At 66.7% G+C, this 18,791-nt stretch carries 17 protein-coding genes; 9 read left to right on the top strand and 8 right to left on the bottom strand.

Features of this window, described 5'->3' with window-relative positions:
* Positions 1-136: 136 nt before the first annotated feature.
* Both ACHL_RS08845 and ACHL_RS08850 read left to right on the top strand, forming a co-directional pair.
* Positions 137-1,339, top strand: a complete 1,203-nt coding sequence (locus tag ACHL_RS08845) for a Gfo/Idh/MocA family protein (protein ID WP_015936953.1) — start codon at positions 137-139, stop codon at positions 1,337-1,339.
* Between the two features lie 5 nt (positions 1,340-1,344).
* A complete protein-coding gene (locus ACHL_RS08850; RefSeq protein WP_015936954.1) occupies positions 1,345-2,379 on the top strand; it encodes a LacI family DNA-binding transcriptional regulator in 1,035 nt (344 codons plus the stop codon).
* A gap of 97 nt (positions 2,380-2,476) precedes the next feature.
* Here the strand turns inward: ACHL_RS08850 and ACHL_RS08855 are convergent, their stop codons facing one another.
* On the bottom strand, positions 2,477-3,496 hold the full coding sequence (locus tag ACHL_RS08855; RefSeq protein WP_244266533.1) for an aldo/keto reductase: 1,020 nt from the start codon (positions 3,494-3,496) through the stop codon (positions 2,477-2,479).
* A 48-nt stretch (positions 3,497-3,544) separates the two neighbouring features.
* Between ACHL_RS08855 and ACHL_RS08860 the strand changes: the two genes are divergently transcribed.
* The 3 genes from ACHL_RS08860 (at position 3,545) to ACHL_RS08870 (ending at position 5,731) form a co-directional block, all read left to right on the top strand.
* Positions 3,545-4,162, top strand: coding sequence for a TetR/AcrR family transcriptional regulator (locus ACHL_RS08860; RefSeq protein ID WP_015936956.1), 618 nt, complete (start codon positions 3,545-3,547; stop codon positions 4,160-4,162).
* 541 nt (positions 4,163-4,703) lie between these two features.
* Positions 4,704-5,297, top strand: coding sequence for a lytic transglycosylase domain-containing protein (locus tag ACHL_RS08865; protein WP_244266534.1), 594 nt, complete (start codon positions 4,704-4,706; stop codon positions 5,295-5,297).
* A gap of 131 nt (positions 5,298-5,428) precedes the next feature.
* Positions 5,429-5,731, top strand: a complete 303-nt coding sequence (locus tag ACHL_RS08870; protein WP_015936958.1) for a DUF4193 domain-containing protein — start codon at positions 5,429-5,431, stop codon at positions 5,729-5,731.
* A 195-nt stretch (positions 5,732-5,926) separates the two neighbouring features.
* On the opposite strand, the gene ACHL_RS08875 is transcribed toward ACHL_RS08870, so the two are convergent.
* The 6 genes from ACHL_RS08875 to ACHL_RS08900 form a co-directional block, all read right to left on the bottom strand.
* Positions 5,927-7,810: an acyltransferase family protein gene (locus tag ACHL_RS08875; RefSeq protein ID WP_081434806.1), complete on the bottom strand. Its 1,884-nt coding sequence runs from the start codon at positions 7,808-7,810 to the stop codon at positions 5,927-5,929.
* Between the two features lie 286 nt (positions 7,811-8,096).
* Positions 8,097-8,339 carry a hypothetical protein gene (locus ACHL_RS08880; RefSeq protein ID WP_015936959.1) on the bottom strand — a complete coding sequence of 81 codons (243 nt, stop codon included), beginning with the start codon at positions 8,337-8,339 and terminating at the stop codon, positions 8,097-8,099.
* Positions 8,340-8,346: 7 nt separating this feature from the next.
* The gene (locus ACHL_RS08885) at positions 8,347-9,789 is read right to left on the bottom strand and encodes an SPFH domain-containing protein (protein ID WP_015936960.1); all 1,443 of its coding nucleotides are present in this window, start codon (positions 9,787-9,789) and stop codon (positions 8,347-8,349) included.
* Between the two features lie 317 nt (positions 9,790-10,106).
* Complete coding sequence (locus ACHL_RS08890; RefSeq protein WP_015936961.1) at positions 10,107-11,606, bottom strand: FAD-binding oxidoreductase; 1,500 nt, start codon at positions 11,604-11,606, stop codon at positions 10,107-10,109.
* Between the two features lie 106 nt (positions 11,607-11,712).
* The gene (locus ACHL_RS08895; protein ID WP_015936962.1) at positions 11,713-12,933 is read right to left on the bottom strand and encodes a cation:proton antiporter; all 1,221 of its coding nucleotides are present in this window, start codon (positions 12,931-12,933) and stop codon (positions 11,713-11,715) included.
* Between the two features lie 10 nt (positions 12,934-12,943).
* Positions 12,944-13,615, bottom strand: a complete 672-nt coding sequence (locus tag ACHL_RS08900; RefSeq protein WP_015936963.1) for a DedA family protein — start codon at positions 13,613-13,615, stop codon at positions 12,944-12,946.
* Positions 13,616-13,774: 159 nt separating this feature from the next.
* Here ACHL_RS08900 and ACHL_RS08905 point away from each other — a divergent pair, with 159 nt between their 5' ends.
* On the top strand, positions 13,775-14,599 hold the full coding sequence (locus tag ACHL_RS08905) for a DUF1206 domain-containing protein (RefSeq protein WP_015936964.1): 825 nt from the start codon (positions 13,775-13,777) through the stop codon (positions 14,597-14,599).
* Positions 14,600-14,632: 33 nt separating this feature from the next.
* Here ACHL_RS08905 and ACHL_RS08910 read toward each other — a convergent pair whose 3' ends face one another.
* Positions 14,633-15,250 (bottom strand): hypothetical protein, encoded by a 618-nt coding sequence (locus tag ACHL_RS08910; protein WP_015936965.1) that lies wholly within the window; start codon positions 15,248-15,250, stop codon positions 14,633-14,635.
* A gap of 145 nt (positions 15,251-15,395) precedes the next feature.
* Here ACHL_RS08910 and ACHL_RS08915 point away from each other — a divergent pair, with 145 nt between their 5' ends.
* From ACHL_RS08915 to ACHL_RS08925, 3 genes are all read left to right on the top strand, one after another.
* Complete coding sequence (locus tag ACHL_RS08915) at positions 15,396-16,136, top strand: SDR family NAD(P)-dependent oxidoreductase (protein WP_015936966.1); 741 nt, start codon at positions 15,396-15,398, stop codon at positions 16,134-16,136.
* Positions 16,137-16,195: 59 nt separating this feature from the next.
* Positions 16,196-17,239 (top strand): NAD(P)-dependent alcohol dehydrogenase, encoded by a 1,044-nt coding sequence (locus ACHL_RS08920; RefSeq protein ID WP_015936967.1) that lies wholly within the window; start codon positions 16,196-16,198, stop codon positions 17,237-17,239.
* Positions 17,240-17,375: 136 nt separating this feature from the next.
* On the top strand, positions 17,376-18,764 hold the full coding sequence (locus ACHL_RS08925) for a sigma 54-interacting transcriptional regulator (RefSeq protein ID WP_043793893.1): 1,389 nt from the start codon (positions 17,376-17,378) through the stop codon (positions 18,762-18,764).
* The last annotated feature ends 27 nt before the right edge of the window (positions 18,765-18,791 follow it).

The following is an 18,791-nucleotide window of genomic DNA, read 5'->3' on the forward strand; positions in this document are numbered from 1 at the left end:
TGATTTTTCCTGCTCGTGGTTGTTGACTCGAGTAGAACACCGGATTCCCCGCACTGGCGGGGCGGGAAACGCTTACCGCATTCCTTTCTTCGGCGCCGCCACCGGCGGACATCCACTCCCACACAAAAGGAAAACAATGACGTTCTCAATCGGCATCGTTGGCGCAGGCCAGTTCGGCGGCCAGTTTGCCCACCTGTTCAACCTCCACCCCGGCGTCAAGGAGGTGTACGTGGTGGACGAACGCCCGGAGCGCGCCGCTGAAGCGGTGCACCGCTACGGCCTCGCGGGCGTGAAGCAGGACTTTGAGGCCCTCCTGGCATCCGATGTTGACGCCGTGGCCATCTTCACCCAGCGCTGGACCCACGGTCCGCTGGTTGAACAGGCCCTCCGCGCGGGCAAGCACGTCTATTCGGCCGTGCCCATGGCGGTGACGGAAGAAGAAATCGCCCGCATCATCGAGGCTGTCCGGGAAACCGGGCTGGTTTACATGATGGGGGAGACCAGCTTCTACAACCCCGCCACCGTCTACGCCCGCGAACAGCATGCTGCAGGCAAATTTGGGCGGATCTTCTATTCGGAAGGCGACTACGTCCATGACATGGACCTGGGCTTCTACGACGCCTACCAGTACAGCGGCGGCGACCGCTGGAAAGAGACGGCCAGCTACCCGCCCATGCTGTACCCCACCCATGCCATCGGCGGCGTCCTTGGCGCACTTCCGTCGCATGCGGTCAGCGTCAGCTGCTTCGGCGTGAAGGACGACCGCAATGACGGCGTCTTCGACAAGGACGTCAGCATGTTCGGCAACGACTTCTCCAACGCCACGGCCCTCTTTGAACTGAACGACGGCGGCGTGATGCGCACCAACGAAATGCGCCGCGTGGGCTACCCCTCCCACATCCGGGAGTCCCGGTTCCGCTTCTTCGGAACCGAGGCCAGCTTCGAACAGCTCGCCAAAGTCACGGTGTGGCAGGACAAGAAGAACGTCCACGACATCTCGGAACTGATGGAGACGCGGCCCAGTATTCCGCTGGACGATCCGTCACTGGCCAATGTTGCGCCCGAACTGCGTGACGCGTTCGTATCAGGGCTTGCTCCCGTGCACGACGCGGGCCGGCTACCGGAGGAGTTCCGCGGCGCCCCCAACGGACACGAGGGCAGCCACCACTTCCTGGTGGACGACTTCGTCACCGCCGTCAACGAGGGAACGTTGCCCCCGGTCAACGCCTGGGTGGCCGCACGCTTCACCCTTCCCGGCATCGTGGCCCACGCCTCGGCGCAGCAGAACGGGGCGCGGCTTCCCATCCGCGACTTCGGCGACGCCCCGGCCAACCCGTAGAAAGCATGTACTCCATGACCACTTTGGGTGTGCCGGGGCCCCGGGGGCCTGTGACGCGTAAGGATGTTGCGCGGTTCGCCGGTGTCAGTACTGCGGTGGTGAGTTATGTGGTCAATGGTGGTCCGAAGCGGGTGGCGCCGGCTACTGAGGCGAAGGTCCAGGATGCCATCCGGCGGTTGGGGTACCGGCCCAATGCTGCGGCCAGGGCGTTGAAGCTGGGCTCGAGTGAGACGATCGGGCTGGTCATTCCGGATAACAGCAACCCGTTCTTTTCGTTGCTGGCGCACGCGGTGGAGGAAGCAGCGGCCGAGCGGGGGTATGCCCTGGTGTTGACCAATTCGGACGGGAACGTGGCCAAGGAGCGCCGGAACGTCCGCAACCTTGCGGCCCGGCAGGTGGACGGTGTGATTGTTTCGAGTGTGCTGATGGAGCCCGGCGCGGCGGACTTCGAGTCCGCGGAAGTCCCGGTGGTGTTGTTGAACCACAGTGCGGAGGCGCCGGGGTTCAACAGTGTGGGGGTGGACCTGGTGGCCGGTGCGCGGGCTGCGGTGGAGCACCTGATCGGTCACGGGCACACCAGCATCGCCCTGGCGATGGGGACGAACACCGGGAACTATTACGACGGCCGTGAGGAAGGCTGGTTGCAGGCCCTGGCCGGCGCCGGCCTGCCGGAGGGGCCGATTGTGCGGACCCCGTTCACGCGGGAGGGCGGTTACGCTGCGGGCAGGCGCCTGCTGGCCGGAGCGGAGCGGCCCACGGCGATTTTTGCGACGTCGGACCTGCAGGCCGTGGGGATCCTGCGGGCCCTGCATGAGGCGGGCCTGTCCGTCCCGGAGGACATGGCGTTGGCGTCCTTTGACGGTTCGGCTGAAGCGGAGTACAGCTGGCCGCCGCTGACCACGGTCCGGCAGCCGGCACAAGCCATGGCCGAGGCCGCGGTCAACGCCCTCATCGGCACAGGCCGGGGTAACACGCCCGAACACCTCATCTTCCCCGCCGACCTCCAGGTCCGCCAATCCTGCGGCTGCCGCCGGGATTGATCCCTTCGGGCGGTGAGCTCCGGAACGTTGTGCCTCCGGGAACTTAGCGCACGGACGCGAACTGTTCCGCCGTCGTCGTGCGTTCCTGCTCCGGGCTTCAGGCCGGGGCGCCCGTCAAGGCTGTAATGGCGGCGAGTTGGTCCTTGTCCAGGTCGACGTCAGCTGCGGAAGCGTTGGCGCGCAGTTCTTTGACCGACTCGGCCCCCACGATGGCCGATGCCACTGCCGGCCGTGACAGCAGCCAGGCCAGTGAGGATTGGTTGAGTGCCAGTCCCCACTCGCGGCTAAGCCGGTCGAGTTCGCGGGCCGTCTTGATCTCGCCACTGGTAAAGCCGGATCCTGCGAAGCGCTGGTCTCCGCTGATGCCCCGGTCAAGGACGCGAAGATCAGCAAGCAGGCCACCGTGCAGCGGGGCGTACGGGATGATGGACACGCGAAATTCCTCACAGGCCGGTGCCAGTTCGCGTTCCGTCTTGCGGTCGATCAGGTTGTACTTCACCTGGGTGGCCACGGGTCCGCAGTAGCGGCGGTCGTCGGCGAGCCACAAAGCGTGGACGAGTTGCCAGGCGGGGTGGTTGGACAGCCCGATGTAGCGGATCTTGCCTTGCCGGATGAGATCGTCATAGGCGCCGAGGGTTTGTTCGAGTGGAGTGTCGGGATCAGGGTTGTGTGCGTAGTAGAGGTCGATGTAATCCGTGCCCAAGCGCCGCAGGCTTGCCTCGACCTGCCGGATGATGTGGCGACGCGACAGGCCGCCATCATTGATCCCCGGGCCAACATGAACCTGGGACTTCGTAGCGATGACTGCCTCATCGCGGCGGCCGCGCAGCGCCCGGCCGAGGATCTGCTCAGCAGGTTCGCGGTCTGCGGCCGCCGGAGCGCCAGGGCGGTCGAAGACGGGCATGTTGCCGTAGGAGTCTGCGGTATCGATGAAGTTGATACCAAGGTCGAGCGCAGCGCCGACCAGCCGTCCAGCTTCGCGAGCGTCGGGGGCAACGCCGAACGTCGCGGTGCCGAGACAGATCCGGGAGACCTTGAGGCCGGTCCGGCCGAGGATGGAATACCGCATGAGCACTTCCCGGGCAGTCGTAGGGGACTTCTTCTGGACATGAAACATAACCGAATGGTAGTTTTTCGTCAACGTCCAGGGGAAGGGAGCATCTGAATGCCCGGCAAGGTTGCCCCGGCCCCGCGGGGGCCATACAAGACAGGTATCCAGCGGCGGGAACAGATCGTTCAGGCGGCCCTGACGGTTTTTGGTGAGCGGGGCTTTGCCGGCGGATCCATCCGAACCATCGCCGAGCGCGTTGGTGTCTCGCATGCGACGCTGCTGCAGCACTTTGGCAGCAAGGAAGCACTGCTGATGGCCGTGCTGGAGGAATGGGACCGCCGAACCGTCGAAACCGGCCTCTCGGGAGTTGAAGGGCTGGAATACTTCCGGCGACTGCCCCTGGTCATGAGCGGGCACCTGGCCAACCCTGGCCTACTCGGACTGTTCATCACCATGGCCGCAGAAGCGTCCAACCCTGCCCACCCTGCCCATGCATTCATCCGGCACCGGTACGACCGCAATCTCACGACACTCGCCGGACACCTTCGGCAGGCGGCCGACACGGGCGAAGCAGCATCCCTGACGCCGGCACGGATTGACACGGAAGTCCGAATCGTGACTGCCGTCCTGGACGGCATCGGACTGCAATGGCTGAACGACCCTTCCACGGACATCGTCCAAGCGGTCGCCACGTTCATTGACCGCACCATCGCAGACTGGCGGCGCCACTAATCTGTGCCGTGCCGGTGATCAGCTGAGCTGGCCGCAATGTCCTTCGCGGGTGGACCGTGGGCCGGCCCCCAATTCTGGTACCGGCCCACGGCGGGGGGCCGGTACTGCATTGGGCCACCCTCACCTGTTACCGCATCCTCGGTGCAACAGGCGGTCTTCAGCCCGATTCCCGGGCAAAGCTGCGGAGGGGAGCGTCGTGGATCGCTGAACCAGTTCTGGTTGGCGTAGAACTCACGGGGGCTCCGTTGCGCGCACTGTGCGGGCTGGCTGCTCAACCACGAGTAGCAACAAGATACCCCACCTAACGCCGTCAGGCCACGGTGACGCCATCGCCATGCAGTGATGAAGTGATCGGGGCGGCGAATGGTTTGATTAGTCAGTGCTCCGTTTTCGACGTTATATGGTCCTCTGTCTCTTCTTGACCTGCGTCGGCACCGCATTCTCGTTCTGGGTTGCCGGGCAGCCCGGTGCGGTGAACACGGGGAAGCTTCTCCCGCCGCCCCCGTTGGCGGGGGTTAAACTCGAGGCAGGGCATGTTCGCATGGCAACGGCTGTGAACGTCACGGCCAGCCCGGATGCCCAGTGGCTCGCAGATGCAGCCGCGCAGACCGGCATCCCGTCCCGGGCCCTGCGTGCCTACGTCGCCGCATCCTCCTCAGCCAATGCGTCGTCCCCGGCCTGCGGAATCGGCTGGAACACGCTGGCCGCCATTGGCTCCGTGGAATCCGGGCACGGGACCCACGGCGGCGGGAGCCTGGACACGGCAGGGCAGGCGAGCGGCACCATTGTGGGGCCCAGCCTCGACGGGCAGGGGTTCGCCGCCATCCCGGACACCGACGGCGGCGTGCTGGACGGGGATTCCCGGTGGGACCGGGCGGTCGGACCCATGCAGTTCATCCCTTCCACCTGGCGGCTTGTGGGCCGTGACGGCAACGGTGATGGCACGGCGGACCCCTTCAACATCGATGACGCCGCCCTCGGCGCTGCCACCTATCTCTGCCTCCACGGCCGTGACCTTCGGAGCGCCCAAGGGTGGACGCAGGCCATCTACTCATACAACCAGTCCGATGCGTACATCCGCCGGGTCAAGGACAAAGCGGTTACCTACGCAACGGTGACCGGCGCCCTGATATAGCTTTGGGGGAGTTCCGGCCCCTGATCTCCAAGGGCGGGGGAGATGCGTTCTCCCCTTCGGGAACAACGGCGCAGCGGCGCGCGTTGGAGACACGTCAAGTGAGCAGCCGGCAAGAGAAATGAGATGCACCCGTGGCAACCGATTATGACGAGGTCCGCTCCGACGTCAAGGAGTCCCAGGACCGTTCCCTGGAGGCGTTGCAATCCGCCAACGCCCCCGACGCCCGCAGCGTTGTCACCCAGTTGGACGAGGCGGACGCACTGGATGAAGGCCTGACCCCCGGCGGAGAAATAGTCTCTGAGGAACTGACTGTGCAGGTCATTCCCCAGGGCGCTGACGAATTCACGTGTTATTCCTGTTTCCTGGTCCGTCACCGGTCCCAGCTGGCACGCGAGAGCAACGGCCATTCCTACTGCCGCGATTGCGAGGGCTAAAGGCAGGAGCGTCCTGGCAGGGCCCGGCGTGGCACCGCCACGAAAAGGACTCCTGTTCAGCCCGGATCAGCGCTGCGACCCGTTCCGCCTCGGCATGACGTAATTGAGCTCGAGCGCATGGCACGGGCAGCGAAAAGTGCGGAGCGGGAGGGCCCGCGGCCGCCGGACCCGTGGAGAAAGGCCGGCTTCAGGGCCTCAGCCCAGGCGCAGGGCGACTGCAAGGTCCGGGGCCAGCGACTTCGCGAACGTGTTGGTCATGTGGTTGTCGCGGTAGACAAGGACGTTGCCGATGACCACCGGGCAGACGCCGTCGCGGCAGAAATGGCGGGAAAGGTCGATCGTTTCAACCCCGGGAACAGTGCCGGCGGCAGCTACGAGCGTGTCCGTTCCGGCAAGGGCCTCGGCTGCGGCCGTCGCGCATTGATCCTGCTTGCCGTGCTTCTGCAGGCATTCCACCGGATTTCCGCCGGGGTACGGCGGATCGGCGATCACGGCAACGCGCAGCCCCTCCGCGCGCAGCCGTGACAGGGTCTGGACGTACCCGTCAGCCAGCGGGGACTCCGGAGCCCAGTGCCAGCCGAGCGCCTTGCGGTAGCCGTCCTCGCGCATCCCAGCCACCAGGACCAGATCCGGCTTCTGCGCGACAATCTTCTCCGCCGTTATGGCGTTCTGCGCCGAGCAATTGGCGTACACGGTGTCCGCGGAGCGGGGCGGCGTAAGCGCGAACGGGCATCCGTTGCGCACCATCGCATGGATCCGGAGCGGAATCTTCTTCGACACCGCAACGAGCGGATCCACGAACTGGCCGGCGTGCGAATCGCCCACCACAACCACCACCGGGGCCTCCTGGTCCTGGGACCCGAACCAGCAGTCAGTATCTGGCACCGAGGCCGGATCGTAGATGCCGCACGCGCCGGCACTCGTGGCCGGAACGTCCTGCATCGCCACGGACGGATCCGGGCGGACGGGCATGCCAGCGGGAACGGCGGCGGGACGCTCGGACCACGCCTGGGCGCCGGGGTAGTCCCGGTCGGACAGGGCAGTGGACAACTGGGCCCGCTTGACCTCGACCACCTGCCATGGAGCCCACGCGGCCACGGTCACCAGCACCGCGCTGCACATGGCAAGGACGTACACCTTCCGGTGGCCGCCCCACCAGGTGTTCCGGCTGGAAGGGTGCCGGAAGCGCTGCTCCACCCCGTAGTAGGACGCTGCAGCCAGCGCCAGGCTCAGCACGGCCAAAAGGATGGCCTCCCTGATCCGTGGCGCTCGGCCCAGCAGGGCGACGGCGAAGACGATGACCGGCCAGTGCCACAAGTAAAGCGAGTAGGACACATCGCCAATAAAGGTCAGCGGACGGAGGCTGAGCACCCTGGACGCTGACCACGGAACGGCTGCCGCCGCGTTGCCTGACCTCAGAAGCAGTGCAGTGCCGAGCACGGGTATGGCGGCGATGCTGCCGGGGAACGGCATATCGGTGGTCAGGAAGAAGACGGGGATGGCGACGGCGGCCAGGCCCACCCAGCCGGCAAGGGCGGCACGGCGCCCATTGAGGATCCCCATGGCCGGGACCAGTGCCGCCAGCCCGCCGACAGCCAACTCCCACACCCTGGTCCCCGTCACGAAGTAGGCCAGGGTGTGTTCGTGGTTGCTGAGATAGATGCTGTACGCGAAGGACACCAGTGCCACCGCAGACAGCGCGGGGATAATGAACCTGTCTGCCGCCCGGTTCAGGCGGCGGGCGGCCAGCACAAGGCCCAGGAAGAAGAACGGGATCACCAGGTAGAACTGCTCCTCGACCGCGAGGGACCAGAAGTGCTGCAGCGGTGAAACTTCGCCGGTGGCTCCCGCGTAGGACACCGCGGACAACGCCTGATGCCAGTTCTGCACCTGGAGGAGCGAAAAGAGCACATCGGCGGAGATGCCCTGCCAGCGGCTTTGCGGAAGCAGCAGCACGGTCCCCAGCAGCACCGCCACCAGAACGGCTGCAGACGCCGGGAAAAGCCTGCGGATCCGCCTGGCATAGAAGGCGGGCGGAGATCGACGAGTTCCTGGCAGCTTCCCGTGCCAGGGAGCCAATGATCAGGAAGCCTGAAATGACGAAAAAGACGTCCACGCCAATGAAGCCGCCGGCCAAGGCTTCCGGCCGGAGGTGGTAGATCACCACAAGGCCAACGGCCAGCGCGCGGAGCCCCTGGATGTCGAGCCGTGGGGCGTGCCCGGTTCCGTTGCTGGCGCGCTTGACCGCGGAGGCATGCCTCATTGCGTCCCCTCTGTGTACTTCTTCAGTCCCGCGCCGTGCGCAGGGAAAACCCGGGGCGAGCGGAGGCTCGCCGACAGGAGATTCTATCGGATGACGGGTGGGTTACTCCGCGTGCCGGAGCACGTCCGGGAGTTCCTCGACGTACACCGTTTGCGGCGGTTCGAAGTAGATCACCAGCACTTCCTCGCCCACCGCGAAACCGCTCGCCTTGTCGAAAGGGTGGGCGTGGAAGGCCATGGTTCCGCCGAGGTAGGGCAACATGACCTCGCCGATGGTGCCGGGCCCGATCCGTCCCGTCACCCGTGCAATCTTGCCCGTCAGGCTGCGGTCGGCATTCCTGTGCATGGCCGTCCTAGGCGCCGGGAGCCGCTGGTGTCCGCTTGGCGTCCTTGGCGTCCTTGCCGTTGCGGAGTGCGGTGCGCAGGGCCGGCAGGTAGTCGCCGGCCTGGGCGAGGATCCCGCCCAGCATCTTGTTGACGCCCTCGCCACCGTTCAGGACTGTCATCTGGCCTACGTGCGAGAAGGGTTCGGCGGCGGCTGCGATGATGGCGGGCATGTTCTCGGCGAGCTGCTGCGAGATCACCGCATCCTGGTTGCTGGCCAGGGCTTCAGCCCGTGCCTTGATGCCGTCCGCCTCGGCCAGGGCCTTGGCCTTGATGGCGGAGGCTGCAGCATCGCCCTTGGCCTTGGTGGCCGCCGCCTCGGCTTCGCCGGTGACTTTGGTGGCGCCCGCCGCCGCAGCCGCAGCGGTGGCGTTGGCCTGTGCCGTCACTTCCGTCCTGCGGGCGTTGGCCTGGGCTTCGAGTTCGGTGCGCCGGGCCAGGGCTTCTGCGGCGCTGATGTCAGCGGCTTTCTGCCCCTCAGCGTCGGTGCGCTTGGCGTAGGCCTTGGCGTCCGCGGGCTTCCGGATGGTTGTCTGGAGCTTTTGTTCCTCGCGGTCTGCCTCGAGCTTGGCGACTTCGGTTTCCTGGACCACCACCTGCTGGCGTGCCGTGGCCTCCGCCAGCGGACCGGCCTGGGCAGCGTTGGCCCGGGCACGTTCCGCGTTGGCCTGCGCCACCGATTGCCTGATGGCCGAAACGCTTTGGGCGTCAGCGATCAGGGCCGCCGCTTCGGCCTCCTTCTCGGCCGCCTCCCGGTTGCGGGTGGCCTCGGCGATGCGGGCTTCCATCTTCACCTGGGCAATGTGCGGCTTGGCGATGTTCTGGATGTACCCGGTGGGATCCTGCAGGTCCTTGATCTGCAGCGAATCCACCACGAGGCCAAGCTTCTCCATCTCCACGCCGCTGGCGCTGCGGACCTGCGAGGCGAGCTTGTCCCGTTCCCGGATGATTTCCTCGACCGTCATGCTGCCGATGATGGAGCGGAGGTGGCCCTCGAAAACGTTGTAGACCTGGCTTTCCATCTTGGGCTGCTGGCCGAGGAACCGGCGGGCGGCATTGGCAATGAACGGCGGTGCATCTCCGATCTTGTAGATGACCACGCCTTCCACCACTACCTGGATTCCCTGCGAGGTGACGCAGGAAACCTTGAGTTCGGTTTCGTTCAGGGTGAGCGAGAGCGGGCGCACGGTCTGCAGCCCGGGCAGTACCGGCGCGCCTTTGCCCGTCACGATTTTGAAGTCCATGCCCGCTCGGGTGTCCAGGGTTCCACGGGTCAACCCGGAAATGATCAGGGCTTCGTTGGGTTCGGCTACTTTCCACATCAGTTTGGTGGCCACCCAAATGAAGCCAGCAGCAAAGAGCACTCCCAGGATGATCGCAATGAGCGGGAAGAATGGTGAGAAGTCCGGCATGACCAGGTCCTTTCACGGGTTTCGGCAACCCGCCTCGGATAAAGCCCCAATACTGCAGCTGCCCATTCCCGGCCGATCAATTGTGCCCGTAACTGCCCATCCGCTGGCCAACTGTTGTAGCCAGTGTGATTGCGGCCTGCCGAAGAGTCCATAGCCCGGCCCCTGCTATTTGCCCGCGGCAACAAAACAGCGCACGACGGCGGCATCCGGGCCACGCGGGCAGGCCCGCCCCGCCGCCGTGGCGGCACGCCGGGCCTGGTCCCCACCGGGCGGGGACGCCCACGGACCCGGACCGGATTCAACGGCCGTGCAGGTGTTCAGGATGCCGGAGCGGCCTCCGGAGGTGCGGCGTCCGAGCCCGCGCCGGGTTGAAGGTCCACTGACTCCCGCTGTGGAGGCGCGGATGCCTTTTTGGCAGGGGGTGTGGCCTGTGCGCCAGTTGCCGGAGCCGGCGTGATGTTCTGGTTGATGTGGAAGAAGTTGTCGGGATCGTACTTGGCCTTGAGTTCGGCAAGCCGGGCGTAGTTCGAACCGAGCGTCTCCTCGATGCGCGACTGATCGTCCGAGTCCTGGAAGTTGAGGTAGCCGCCGGGTTCGGAAAACTCATGCAGTGCAGTCCAGTAGCCGCGGACCCACGCGATGTTCGCTTCATTCTCCGAGGCCTCGGGCCACTGCGCTGCGATTACCGGTGCAAAATTGACGTTCCGGTAGGCGAAGGCTGTGGCTTCGGGCGCCACCCGCTGGACTGCCCCGTCAATGGGGTAGAAGTGGTTGGCCGTATGGATGCTCGGGATGCCGGGCGACTTCTCGACGGCGACCCGAAGCGCATCATCGCTGAGGGTGCGGAGGAAGTCCGCCTTCCAGTAGCCCTGGAGTCCGGGAACATTCAGTCCGTCGAACATCATGTTCAGCGCGGGATAGGGCATGGGCGCGAAGAAACTGCCCAGGGGCTCTCCTGCGTCCAGCATTGGCTGCCAGTGGGCCGGTCCGGCGTCGGGATCACCGGTCCACATGCCCACGATGACGGTAACCGGCCGTCCATGCCATTCCTCGGGCAGGAACGGGACCGGCGGCCCCTGGTGGAAGCCGAGGAACGCGCCCATTTCCTCAGGTTCGGCTGCAATCCATTCGCGGTAGGCAGCACCCACACTGGCTCCGGTGGAAGCGTCGAAGAAGATGATGCCCACATGGACCATGTCCACGGGGTGCAGCCGGAACTCAAGGGAGGTGACCACGCCGAAGTTGCCGCTGCCGCCGCGCAAGGCCCAGAACAGGTCAACATTCTCGGCTTCGCTGGCGGTCAGGAAAGAACCGTCAGCCAGCACGACGTCGGCCCCGATGAGGTTGTCGCAGGACAGGCCGTACTTGCGGGCCAGGTAGCCGATGCCCCCGCCCAGGGTCAGTCCACTCACGCCCGTAGTGCCGACGATGCCGCCCGTGCTGGCCAGGCCGAAGGCGTGCGTGGCGTGGTTGTAGTCCGCCCACGTCGCACCGGCTTCGACGCGCGCTGTCCGCGCTGCCGGGTCAACCCGCACCCCGCGGCGCGCCGAGAAATCCAGGACCAGGCCGTCGTCGACCGTTCCGAATCCGGGGGCGCTGTGCCCGCCGCCCCGCACTGCGACGTCAATGCCGAGGCCGCGGGCGAAGCGCACGGCGGCCATGACGTCTGCCGCCTGGGAGACCTGCAGTACCGCGGCCGGCCTGCGGTCGATCATGCCGTTGTAGACGTGCCGCGCCTCCTCGTAACCGGCGTCCCCCTCTTCGAGGACCTGACCGCGGACCTGTTCGCGGAGCACGTCGAAACGATCGCTACCCATGACAACTCCAGATGTGTACCAAGACCAGGGGGCAGCCGACCCCATACGGGGCCCAGCGGGGGCCAGTGCGCTGACCATTTCGGTATACGCCGGGCCACCACCGCCGTCAAGGCTCAGGAACCCGCCCGTGCCCCCTGTGTTCCGCCGCTGTGGTACCCGTCGACTTGCGGGGCAATTGGCGCAGCGCCAGAAGGGGAAAGACGAGGACCGAGAGCATGCCCGCGCCCACCAAAGCCGCCGAAACGGCACTGGAAATCAGCTCTTGGTCCCTGCCGATGGACGTCACCGCCACGATGATCGGCAGGCCTGTGGCGCCGAAGAGCATGATGGCCCGCTTGGTGGCGGACGAAGACCGCGGGGGAACGGCCAGCAGCGACGGCAGTCCCCGGATGACCAGCAGCAGGACCAGGAACAGGGGAACGAGGGCCAGGGCAGCCGGTGAGTCCGTGAGCGCGTGCAGCTCGTAGTCGATACCGGTGTCAATGAAGAAGACCGGCACCAGGAAACCAAACGCAACGGCATCGATCTTCGCCTCGATCACCGTGCGGTCCCGTTCCGGCGCACGGGCGATGGCAACCTTCCACAGGACTCCGGCGGCGAAAGCCCCCAGCAGCATGTCCAGTCCCAGCACCATGCTCAGCACCACCAGCACTGTGAGGATGAACATGATGGACCGCACCGCGAACTGTCCGCTGGTATGGAGGGTCCTGGTGACCTGGGAATGCAGCAGGGTATGCCTGGCGCGCGAAGCCAGGAAGACCGCCAGGGCCGCGAGGAGCACAAATCCGAGCAGCACCGCCGTGGCGGGGCCCAGCTGCCTCCCGCTGAAAAACAGCGAGATGGCGATGAGCGGACCGAATTCGCCGGCGGCTCCCAGCGCGGTCACGGCCACACCCGCGGCGGAGCGTGACTCGCCGGCATCGCGCAGGATGGGCAGCAGGGTGCCCAACGCGGTGGAGCTCAGGGCCACGCCGACGATGATGGCCGACGTGGGCGTGGGAGCCAGCAGGAAACCTGCGCCGACACCGGCAGCCAGGGAGATCAGCCAGCCGCCACTGGCGCGCAGTACCGGCCGCCCCCGGATCAGGGCAAAGTCGATTTCGTTACCGGCAACAAAGAAGAGCATGGCCAGCCCGAAGTCCGCCAAAGTGTCCGTAAAGTCCGTGGACTGGATCCACCCCAAGACGCTGGGGCCAAGTGCCATGCCGAGGACGATTTCGAAGACGACGATCGGGATCTTCACCACCCGCTCCAGGGAGCGCGCCGCAAGGGGTGCCGCGATCGCCAGGAAGGCGATCAGGACCAGCGATATGGACAGCTCCTGCATCGGCGGTGCCTCACTTTTCGGCCGGCGGCGGCCCGGACGGCTGCCGCTTCCTGTTGCGGGCACGCCGCACCCGCCAGATCACCAGGGCAGCGAGGCCAATGACCACGACGGCGGCAGTCACGTCCTCGCCCGCCGCCTTGGCTACGGCACCGTAGGAGTTGCCGGCCAGGTAGCCGAGCAGAACGAAGCCAGCACCCCAGATGAGTCCGCCGGCGGCGTTGGAGGCCAGGAAGCGCGGGTAGTGCATGCCGGAGACACCGGCCAGTGCCGGCATCAGGGCCCTGAACAGCGCCACGAACCTGCCGAGGAAGACCGCCGACCCGCCGCGGCGCCGCAGGAAGTCCTGGGCCTTGGCGAGGTTGTCGCGGTGCCGGAGCAGGAACCGGTTCTCCAGCAGCCTGGGGCCCATGTGCTTGCCCACCTCGTATCCCACACTGTCGCCGATGATGGCGGCCAGCACCACCACGGCCATCATGACGCCCAACTGCACTTCGCCGCGGCTGGCCACCACTCCGCCCAGCACGGCGGCCGTCTCGCCGGGGATGACGAAGCCGATGAACAATGCGTCCTCAGCGAAGACAAGCAGGGCCACCAGCGTGTAGGCGAGCGCCGGGCTGACGCTGAGGATCCCGTCCACCAGGCCGCTCACGGGGGCCCCGCCGTCACGGCCTGCTGCCCTCATTGATCTCCATGACTGCCATTGTGTACCCGCGCCGGTGGAACCCGGCAGGGTGGGTACTGTCCGCACGGCATTTACGGCTCTACACTGAAGCATTCCCACCGCGGCCAGGGCACGGACGCTGCGGAACAGATGATCAGCGTCAGATCGAAAGGGCCGGCCATGGGCAACGCCTCGGAGAAGGCAAACCGTGCAGTTTCCGGAGCGGCGTCCGCGAGCCGGAGCCCCGCGCTGCGGGTGCTGGCCCGCGGCGGCTTCGTCTTCACTGGGCTCCTCCACATCCTGATTGGCGTGATTGCCCTGCAAATCGCCGGCGGGCAGGGCGGCGAGGCCGACCAGACCGGCGCCATCGGGGCGGTGGCCTCAAAACCCGGCGGCGTCTTCCTGCTGTGGGCGGGTGCTGTCGCCTGCGCCGCGCTCGCCCTGTGGATGGTCAGCGAGGCCGTTTTTGAGGCGCGCTCCCAATCAGAGTCCAAGAAGAAGCTGCAAAAGGCCGGCACCGCCGGTGGGAAGGCGCTGGTGTTCGGGGTCCTTGCCTTCACGTTCGCGGTGTTTGCCACCGGCGGAAGCAAGAGTTCGAGCCAGTCCGCCACCGACTTCACCGCGAAACTGATGGCGGCGCCTGCCGGCGTTGTGCTTTTGGTTGCCGTGGGGCTCGCCATCATCGCTGCCGGCGGGTACTACGCCTACAAGGGCTTCACCCGGAACTTCATGGAGGACCTGCAGGATCCCGGCAACGCCCGGACCGCCGTTGAGTGGACCGGCAGCGTCGGGTATGTGGCCAAGGGCGTGGTGCTTGCCGTCGTCGGCGTCCTGGTGATCGCCGCCGCAGTCACCGCCGATCCGTCAAAGTCCACCGGCCTGGACGGGGGGCTGAAGACGCTCGGCTCGCAGCCCTACGGCACCGTCCTGCTGGCTGTCATCGCGGTGGGGCTGGCCTGCTACGGGGTCTACTCGATGGCGCGGGCGCGGTACGGACGCTTCTAGCCCCCCCGGTGGCCGCCCGGGGGAGATGCATGCTCAGCCGATGGGCCACCATTCGGGAAGCAGTTCACGGAGGTCCGCCAGGAATTCGTCCTCGGGGCGGGGCGAGGCCTCCACCAGGCGGGACTCCAACGCCCCCACCACTCCGTAGGCGATGAAACGGGCCACCATGGGCGGCGGGACTTCCCGGCCGCCCGGTGCCGGTACTGCGATGGCACGGCGCTCAAGCAGTTGGCGGACGGAAACCTCGAAGTGTGCTCCGAGCATGGCATGCAGGCCGCCGGTGCCCGGCTCGGTGACCAGTCCCCGGCGGTAGATGGCGCGGTGCCGGTCCAGGTGCCGGACCACGCCGGCCGTAACCGCGCCGATGGCCGGGCCGATGTCGCCGCCGGCCGCGCTGAGGTGTTCCGCGCGGAGCACGTCCAGTTCTTCGGACAGGACCTTCCGCAGCAGGGCTGCCGGGGAGGCTGCGTGCTGGTAGAAGGTGGACCTGTTGACCCCCGCGGCGGCTGCGACCTGCCCCGCGGCGAGCGCTCCGGCGTCGTTCTCCCCGGCAAGGTCCAGGATGGCTGAGGCCAGCTTTTCCCGGCTGCGGAGCGCCCGCGGGTCGAGAAGCGCCGGTGCATCGGGGTCCCGCTTCGGTTGCGATGTCATGCAGGTCACACTCCCGGGTGATGTTGGCCGCCGGCGGTGGATAAACCGCCACGTCGAGCGTACCGTTCTAACTATCCAACACATGTTGGATAAATATTTGGGCTGGGTCGATACCACCCCGGCCCGCTGTGGAAAGGAAGCACCCATGTCCCGTTTTGACGGACGAGTCGCCATCATCACCGGAGGAGCCAGCGGCATCGGCCGGGCAACTGCTGTCCGCTTTGCCGGCGAAGGCGGGTCCGTGGTGGTCGCGGACATCCAGGACGAACTCGCCGCCCAGGTGGCCGCAGAGATCGGCGCCGCCGGCGGCCATGCGCGGGCCTTCCACCTGGACGTGACCAGCGAGTCCGGCTGGGCCGGCGTCGTGGCTTTCGCCCTCGAGGAATTCGGCCGGCTCGACGTACTGGTCAACAACGCGGGCATCGGCGACAACCAGTCCATCGAGGACACCAGCGTTGAGACGTACACCAAGGTGGTGGCCGTGACACAGACCAGCGTATTCCTCGGCGAGAAGGCAGCAGCGGCCGCCCTGAAGGCGTCAGGCAACGGTGCCGTGGTCAACGTGTCCTCCATGTTCGGCATCGTGGGTGGCTTCGGAACCTCTCCCGCTTACGCAGCGGCCAAGGGCGCCGTCCGCACCCTGACCAAGAACACCGCACTGGGCTGGGCCACCCAGGGAATCCGCGTGAACTCCGTCCACCCCGGCTTCATTGACACCCCCATCCTTGGCGACACGGACCGCAAGCTCCTGACGGACACCACGCCCATGGCCCGGCTGGGCCGTCCCGAGGACGTCGCCGCCGTCATTCTCTTCGCCGCCAGCGACGACGCCGCGTTCATGACCGGCTCCGAACTGGTGGTGGACGGCGGCTACACCGCCCGCTGACCGGCTCACCTCCGGGCATCCAACCGAACACAATTCACCAGAAACAGGAAGGGCATCGCATGCGCGCGATCGTATTCAAGGAATGGCAGCAGTTTCCCGCACTCGAGGACGTGGACCGGCCCGTTCCGGGTCCGGGCGAGGTGCTGCTGAAGGTGGCCGGCGCCGGAGCCTGCCACTCTGACGTCAGCATCTTCGAAGACTTCACAGCCGACGTTCCCGGGAACATGACCAAGGGATTCGTGCTGGGCCACGAAAACTCCGGCTGGGTGGAGGAACTGGGCGCGGGCGTGGACGGCATCGAGGTGGGAGCCGCCTACCTGGTCGGCCCCATCGGCTGCGGCCACTGCAAAGCATGCTCCCGCGGCCAGGACACCTACTGCGAAAACGCCGCAACCAACCCCTACCTGGGCATCGGCCTGGGCCGCGACGGCGGCATGGCAGAGTACGTCACCGTCCCCGTCCGCAACCTGATCCCGCTCGGGGATGCGGACCCCATCGCGGCGGCACCGCTGGCCGACGCCGCCCTGACTCCGTACCACGCCATCAAGACCGCCCTGCCGCACCTGAACGGCGGCGGGCGTTATGCGCTGGTGGTGGGACTCGGCGGCCTGGGACAGATTGCCGTCCAGATCCTCAAGGCACTCACCGGAGCCACCGTCATCGCCACGGACATGAAGCCCGAGGCAATGGCCAAGGCGGAAGCCGCAGGGGCCATCACGGTTCCCGGCGGCCCGGACCAGGTGGCACGGATCCGGGAAATCACCGGCGGCCGCGGCGTGGACGCCGCGTTCGAGTTCGTCGGTGTCACCCCGACAATCGCCACCGCCACCGGTTCGATGGCCGTGGGCGGGCGGCTGACCGTCGTCGGGATTGCCGGCGGCGTCCACGAATGGACGTTCTTCAACACCCCCTACGAGTCCACCATCACCAACACCTACTGGGGAACCATTGAGGAACTCCACGAGGTGGTGGACATGTACCGGGCAGGGCAGATCATACCGGAGATCGAAACCTATTCCCTGGAAGAAGGACTCACCGCCTACCGGAAACTGGCAGGCGGGCAGCTGAGCGCCCGCGCCGTGGTGGTTCCGCACCAGGCATAGGCCGGCGTGGCCGGGCTGGGCGGCCCGGCCACCGCCCTCCGCCCGGTGCCGGGTCCTGCATGTCCCGGCGCGTTCCCTGGCTGGGAATATGGTGGAATCCCTCGATAAGGGGCAGGACGGGGATTACCGTAGAGGGGTGACTGACCGTCCCGAAATCTCCTCTGTTGGCGAACTGCGTGCCGCGGGCCATGTCCTGAAGGACCTGCGCCACGAAATCCGAGACAACCTGCTGGCCGCGCTCGCGGACGGGCGGGATCCCTGGCCCGGGCTCTACGGGTTCGGCCGTACCGTGCTGCCCCAGCTGGAGCGGGCGCTGATCGCCGGGCATGACCTCGTGCTGCTGGGCGAGCGTGGACAGGGCAAGACCCGGGTGCTGCGCACGCTGGCCGGGCTGCTCGACGAATGGTCACCGGTCATTGAGGGCTCGGAGCTGAACGAGCATCCCTACGAACCAATTACGGAAGCCTCGCGCGCCCTTGCCTCCTCTGAGGGGGAACGGCTGCGGGTTGCCTGGCGGCACCGCTCCGAGCGGTACGTGGAGAAGCTCGCCACTCCAGACACTTCCGTAGCGGACCTTATCGGCGACGTGGACCCCATGCGGGTGGCCGAGGGCCGACGCCTGGGCGACCCTGAGACCATCCACTACGGACTGATTCCGCGCTCCAACCGGGGCATCGTCGCCATCAACGAACTTCCGGACCTTGCCGAGCGGATCCAGGTGGCCATGCTCAACGTGATGGAGGAGCGGGACATCCAGATCCGCGGCTACGTGCTGCGGCTGCCACTGGACGTCCTGGTGGTGGCATCGGCGAACCCGGAGGACTACACCAACCGCGGCCGGATCATCACCCCGCTGAAGGACCGCTTCGGGGCCGAGATCCGTACCCATTACCCCATCGAGCTGGAAGACGAGGTTGCCGTCATCCGGCAGGAAGGGCGGCTGGTGGCGGACGTGCCCGCCGTCATCCTGGAGATCCTCGCCCGGTACACCCGTGCGCTGCGGCATTCACCGGCCATCAACCAGACCTCAGGGGTCTCCGCACGGTTCGCTATTGCCGGCGCGGAGACGGTGGCAGCCGCCGCCCTGCGCCGGGCAAGCCTCCGCGGCGAAGACGAAGCTGTGGCCCGGATCACCGACCTGGAACCGGCAGTGGAAGTACTCAGCGGCAAACTGGAATTTGAATCAGGGGAAGAGGGCCGCGAGCAGGGCATCCTGGACCACCTCCTGCGCACCGCCACCGCAGAAGCCGTCAGGGCCCATTTCCAGGGCATCGATATGGGGCCGCTCGTGTCCGCGTTGGACGGCCACAGGACAGTGACCACCGGCGGGCAGGTCACGGCGAAGGAGTTCCTGGACAACCTCCCCTCGCTGAACGGATCAGGTTTGTACGACCTGATTGGCAAGCGCATGGGTGCGCAGAACGACGGACAGCGCGCCGCCGCCGTCGAACTTGCCCTCGAAGGGCTCTACCTCGGCCGGCGGATCTCCAAAGAGGCCGACGACGACGAAACGGTCTACGGCTGAGCGCACGCCTGCAGCCACAACAGGAGG

Origin of the sequence: Pseudarthrobacter chlorophenolicus A6, from assembly GCF_000022025.1 — a bacterium.
Lineage (GTDB): Bacteria > Actinomycetota > Actinomycetes > Actinomycetales > Micrococcaceae > Arthrobacter > Arthrobacter chlorophenolicus.